Annotated in this window: 1 protein-coding gene; it reads left to right on the top strand. The window is 37.4% G+C overall.

Features of this window, described 5'->3' with window-relative positions; all coding sequences use genetic code 11:
* Positions 1-400 precede the first annotated feature (400 nt).
* The gene (locus ACP6PM_RS16745; RefSeq protein WP_426586545.1) at positions 401-6,445 is read left to right on the top strand and encodes a phytase; all 6,045 of its coding nucleotides are present in this window, start codon (positions 401-403) and stop codon (positions 6,443-6,445) included.
* The last annotated feature ends 295 nt before the right edge of the window (positions 6,446-6,740 follow it).

The raw sequence follows: 6,740 nt of genomic DNA, 5'->3' as shown, positions 1-6,740 counted from the left end.
GGAATAGAAAAGAAATAAAAATAGGTGTACCTCATTAGCCTGAGAAACGCTATAATTTTAATAAACATCTCAATTCTGATATCTGATTCTTGATTGCTATACTAAATATAGTGTGGCACTATAGTTTTAAATAAGAGACATCTCCAACAATAAAAAATAGAATCAATTATCCTACACAAATTATTAATTATTTCCCCCTATTCCCTACTTCCTACTCCCTCTTTTCTGGATAGGTCTAAGGATATATAAGATTTTGACGGAAATTATAAACAGATAATTATACTATAAAGTGGAAATATAGTTTCGTTAAAACTTAATAAAAATATAATCTTTATTTGACCAGGAACCTATAGAATCTCATTACGACTATCAGTATAGTTAACTAGAGGATTCCTAATTTATGCCCAATCAAGTCCGCTTTGCCACCTTCAACGCATCTCTCAACCGTGCCGAAGCAGGCCAATTAATTCAAGACCTTTCCACAACAGAAAACGAACAAGCGCAGACAGTAGCAGAAATTATTCAAAGAGTCAATCCTGATGTTTTATTAGTTAATGAATTTGACTTTGATGCAGAAGGAATAGCTGCGGATCTATTCCGAGATAACTATTTAGAAATAAGTCAAAATGGAGTAGATCCTGTAGAATATCCCTTCGTATATCTAGCTCCTTCTAATACAGGTATTGCTTCTGGTTTTGACCTAGATAATAATGGGGAAATAGTTACAACTCCAGGTGCAGATGGTTATGGAAATGATGCCCTTGGTTTTGGCAATTTTCCCGGTCAATTTGGAATGATTTTATATTCAAAATATCCCATTGTGGAAGAAGGAATCAGAACTTTCCAAAACTTTCTTTGGCGAGATATGCCAGGTGCATTATTACCAGATAATCTCGACACACCCGAACCTAATGATTGGTATTCTCAAGCAGAATTAGGGGTATTTCCTCTTTCTTCTAAAAGTCATTGGGATGTTCCTATTAATGTTAATGGGGAAATAATTCATGCTTTAGTTAGTCATCCTACTCCTCCAGTTTTTGATGGGGATGAAGATAGAAATGGTAGAAGAAATCACGATGAAATTCGGTTTTGGGGAGATTATATTACTCCTGAAGCGGGTAATTATATTTATGATGATGCTGGAAATTTTGGAGGTTTAAATCCTGGTAATTCTTTTGTAATTATGGGAGACCAAAATGCAGATCCGGTTGATGGAGATAGTTTCGATAATGCTATTAATCAATTATTAGAAAATCCCCTGGTGAATACTTCAGTAACTCCTGGTAGTGCAGGGGGGGTTGATGCGACAAACCGTCAAGGTGGAGAAAGTGCAAATCAGTTAGGCAACCCAGCTTTTGATACAGCAGATTTTAATGATGCACCTGGTACTTCTGGCAATTTACGAGTTGATTATGTTTTGCCTTCAATAGATCGAGAAATAGTTGATAACGCAGTTTTTTGGCCGACTGAAAATGATCCTCTATTTCCATTAGTAGGAGACTTTCCTTTTCCTAGTTCAGACCATCGTTTAGTTTGGGCAGATATTACTGGTGAAAGTCGTAAAACTGTAACTGATATTGAATTTATTGGTGACGCAGAATTTGCAACGGGATTTAATTTTGCAGGTACAGAAGTAGGCGGTCTTTCTGGTATTAGTTATAACAAAGATTCAGGAATTTATTACTCTATTTCTGATGACCGGAGTGAAAATAATGCTGCCCGTTTTTATACTGTTGATATTGATTTGAGTGACGGTAGTCTTGATAATGGAGATGTCGCATTTACAAATTTAACTAATCTGTTAAATGAGGATGGAGTACTATTCCCACAAAATAGTATCGATCCAGAAGGAATTGTTTTTAATGGTGAAAATTTATTTATCTCTTCAGAAGGAAATGTTAATAATGGTATTGCTCCATTTGTTAATGAATTTTCTCTGGCAGGAGAACAATTAAATGAATTACCAATTCCAGATAAATTTTTACCTAATGCAGATGGAACTCAAGGTATCAGAAATAATCTTGCTTTCGAGAGTTTAACAATTACTCCTAACGAACGTTTTCTCTACACAGCAACTGAAAATTCTTTAGTGCAAGATGGTGAAATTTCTACTCTGGAAAATGAGGGTACTTCTCGGATTATTAAATACGATTTAGAAACAGGAGAACCTGTCAAAGAATTTCTCTATATTGTTGACCCTATTCCTGATGCTCCAATACCAGAAGATGGTTTTGCTGATAATGGTTTAGTTGAATTACTTGCCTTAGATAATAGTGACACTTTACTGGCTTTAGAAAGGTCTTTTGCTTCAGGAGTTGGTAATAATATTCGTCTCTATGAAATTCAATTACAAAATACAACAAATATCCAAGGGTTTAACAGTTTAATTAATCCAAGTGACCCGAATGGAGAGTTATTTGATGTTGATGCTGTAGCCGAAAAACGACTATTACTAGATTTTGCAGAATTAGGCATTACTTTAGATAATGATGAGGGTATGACATTCGGACCTGTTTTACCAGATGGGTCTCAATCTTTAGTGGTAGTTAGCGATAATAACTTTAACGATAGTCAAAGAACTCAATTTTTAGGTTTTTCCCTAGATATTGATAGTATTCCTGTTGTTAACCCTACTAATGAAACGCCAAATTTAATCAGGACTGAAACTGGTGCTGATGCAGACGATCCTGCAATTTATGTTAATCCTAATAACCCCGACCAAAGTTTAGTTATTAGCACATTAAAAGATGCTGGGTTAGCAGTTTACGATCTAAACGGTCAACTTTTACAAACAATTTCTCCAGCAACTCCAGGGGATGTTCGCTATAACAATGTAGATATTGTTTATGACTTCCAAATCGGAAATGAAAGAGTAGATTTAGCAGTAGCAACTGACCGAGCAAATGATACTTTAGCAATTTGGAGAATTGACCCTCAAACTAGTCAACTTATTAATGTTACTGCTGGTAGTCTGAGCAACCCTGCAACCTCTATTTTTGGTATAGATGATGGGGAACAAACTGCTTATGGATTGGCAACTTATACTAATCCTAATACTGGGCAAGCTTACGCTTTTGTCAGTCAGCGAGATGGGAATCAAATTGCTCAGATAGAGTTAATACCTAATACTGATGGAACAGTAGGTGGATTTTTATCACGTAGTCTAAGTGTACCTATTCCAGAAGGTGAAGAACTGGAAGATGCGCAAGTAGAGGGAATGGTTGTAGATCGAGAATTAGGTGTTGTCTATGCTGGTCAAGAAAACTTTGGAATTTTCAAATTTGATGCTGCAGTTGATGGTAGTAGCGAATTAATTTTAGTTGATGAAGTTGGTGAAAATATTCAAGCTGATGTAGAAGGTTTAACTATTTATTATGCTGATAATGGTAATGGTTATTTATTAGCTTCTAGTCAAGGAGATAATACTTTTGCTGTTTATGAACGGGAAGGGGATAATGAATTTATTGGTAACTTCTTTATAGGAGATTTTGCCAATATTGATGGGGCACAAGAATCTGATGGTGCTGATGTAATTAATGTGCCTTTAGGTGAGAATTTTCCTAATGGTTTATTGGTAGTTCAAGACGGTTCAAATGAACCAGAAGTAATTCAACAAGATCCAGAAGATGGAGAAATTCAAAACTTCAATACAAACTTTAAATTTATCCCTTGGGAAAATGTTGCTAATGCTTTTGAAGAACCTCTAGAAATTGACCGTTTCAGTTATAATCCTCGGCAAATTTCAGACAGTTTAATTAATGGCATTGCCAGTGGCGATACTACCCAAACTTCAACAGTGTTATGGGCAAATAGTAATTCCCCCGGACAAATAACATTTGAAGTTGCTACAAGTCCCGACTTTAATAACATTATTCGCACAGTTAAGACAAACCTGGCAAATGTTCCAGTCAAAGTCGAAATCACAAACTTAAATCCTGGCACTGAATATTATTATCGAGTCACCGATCCAGCAGGTTCAACAGAAATAGGAGAATTTGAAACTGCAGCAGAATTAGGCACGCAAAATGGGTTAAAATTTGGAGTCTCCGGAGACTGGCGAGGCGAACTTGCTCCCTATCCTGCTATTGCCAATGCCGATCAAGCAGATTTAGACTTCTTCGTTTTACATGGAAATACAGTCCATGCCGATTTTCCTTCGCCAGCAGTACCAAAACCACAAGCAGAAACTTTAGCAGAATTTCAAGCTAAACATCAAGAAGTATATGGCGATCGCTTCGGTGAAAATACCTGGGCTGACCTGCGCGCTACCACATCAATTTATGCCACAATAAACGACCGTGAAGTTACTAACCAGTTCTCCGGTGGTGCCGCTGCAAGTTCCGACGATCGCTTCCCAGAAACAGAAGGGTTAATTAACGATACTGAACGGTATGAAAATGGTTTACAAGCATTCCAAGAATTCAATCCTTTGCGAGACGAATTCTATGGAAATACAGGAGAAGAACGCACCGCAAATGAACGAAAATTATATCGCTTTAATACCTATGGTAATGATGCTGCCAACATAGTATTAGATGCTCGTTCCTTCCGAGACCAAGAATTACCACCTGCTGGAGGGACAGCAGAAGAAATAGTATCATTTCTCGCAGCTTCTTTTGACCCTAACCGCACAATGTTAGGAGAAGTGCAACTAGAAGACCTGAAAAACGATTTACTCCAGGCAGAAAATGATGGCATTACCTGGAAATTTGTCATGGTGCCTGAACCAATTCAAAATTTAGGAATTGCTGCTGCATCCGACCGTTTTGAAGGTTATGCTGCCGAACGGACAGAAATTCTCCAGTTTATTGACGATAATAATATTGATAACGTGGTGTTTGTGGCAGCAGATATCCACGGTACTATCGTTAACAATTTAACTTATCAAGAAGAGTTGGGTGGAGAACAAATTCCTACCAATGCTTTTGAAATAACTACTGGTTCAGTTGCTTTTGACCCCGCATTCGGTCCGAGTGTAATTGAGTTAGCTACAGCAATCAATACTTTAAGTCCAGAACAACAAGCTTTCTACGATAGTTTACCAGTTGCCAGCGATGGCGACAGTGAAATTGATGACAAAGATGATTTTCTCAAAGAACTCATCAATGCACAAATATCCCTTCTTGATTACGATCCGGTTGGTCTGAACGATAATTTAGCAATAGCAAATGATCAAATTGATGCCACCCTTATTCAAGGTGACTATTTAGCGACTCATACCTTTGGTTGGACAGAATTTGAAATCGATCCTAATACCCAACAGTTACGCGTTGTTACTTATGGTGTAGAACCCTACACAGACGAGGAGTTATTAACCAACCCAGAAGCAATTATTAACCGCCAACTACAGGTAGTAAGTGCATTTGTAGTTAATCCCATAATCAGTTTACCAACAGTAGGTATTGACATTGAACCAGAAATTGTTAGTGAAAACCAAGACCAATACACCTTAACTTTCAATCTCAATAAAATTGCTCCACCAGAAGGTTTACGGGTGGTTTGGTCAGAAACAGATTCTGATAATGCTTTTGGAGATATCGAATCTCCTCCTCAATTAAGCAATGCTTCTAACCTAGAATCTCTCGACCCAGTAGGGGATGAACTCGCTCGTTCTGCTATTACAATTGACCCAGGGGCAACTACAGCTACTGTTACTTGGACAACTATTCCTGATGACGATCCTGAAGGTGATGAAATTACAGTCTTTGATTTAGTGGAAACAGAGGACTATACTGTTGATACGCAAAACCAAATGGATGTGATCGTTATTGACGATATAGCTGCACCTATTGACGAAGATAGGTTGATTGAAGGTGGTTCCCAAGGAGATAATATTATAGGTGGTACTGGTAACGATACTATTTTTGGGTTCGAGGGTGCGGATACCTTAGAAGGTAATAGTGGTAATGACAATATCATTGGCGATGACAGTAATGACCTACTCTTTGGGGACAATGGTAATGATACTTTAGATGGCGGTCCGGGTAATGACTTCCTCTTTGGTCAAAATGACAACGATGAAATGAATGGTGGTGCGGGTAGCGATCGCCTTAGTGGCGGTGCAGGTAGCGATCGTCTTAATGGTGGTGCGGGAAATGACACCCTCACTGGTGGAGTAGGTATCGATAATTTCATCTTTGCTACAAATCAAGAATTTAGTTTTAATGATGGCATTGACGAAATTACTGATTTTGTTGTTGGTCAAGATAAAATTGTTTTGGATAGAACTACATTTACAGCTATTAACGATATAGCAGCAGAATTTGCCACTGTCACTAATAATATTGATGCTGCAATTTCTGATGCTGTAATTGTCTACAACACAAACAGCGGTCAGTTATTCTACAACCCTAATGGTAATGGTAATGGTTTTGGTGATGGTCGTCAGTTTGCAACTTTGAGTAATCAAGCATTGCTTGAGGTTGATGACTTTGTTATCAGATAGTAGGAGGATTTAAAGTAGGGTAGATAAATATTTGTCTACCCTATTTTTTTTACAAAAATTAACTGTTATATGATGTCTGGTTTAATACTTATAAATAACTGTTGTGAGTCATCAGTCATCAGTCATCAGGAGGGAGGTTGAATACTAAAGTAGAGAAACCGAGTTTATATGAAATGCCTATCTATATAGAACCGATTTGAGATCTATTTAGAAATAGTCGGACTTACACAAATATAGAAATAATATCATGTCCGGTAGCATCGGTATTGTATAGCAAAGGTAGGGAACAGGGAAC

Origin of the sequence: Dapis brunnea BLCC-M229 (assembly GCF_050015995.1) — a bacterium.
Lineage (GTDB): Bacteria > Cyanobacteriota > Cyanobacteriia > Cyanobacteriales > Microcoleaceae > Trichodesmium.
Note: the sequence above shows the minus strand (reverse complement) of the source record. Positions and strands in the feature narration are given on the sequence as shown.

What these genes read in the sequence shown, in the direction of transcription:
- ACP6PM_RS16745 (WP_426586545.1), top strand. Translation starts at nt 401, where the DNA reads ATGCCCAATCAAGTCCGCTTTGCCACCTTCAACGCATCTCTCAACCGT.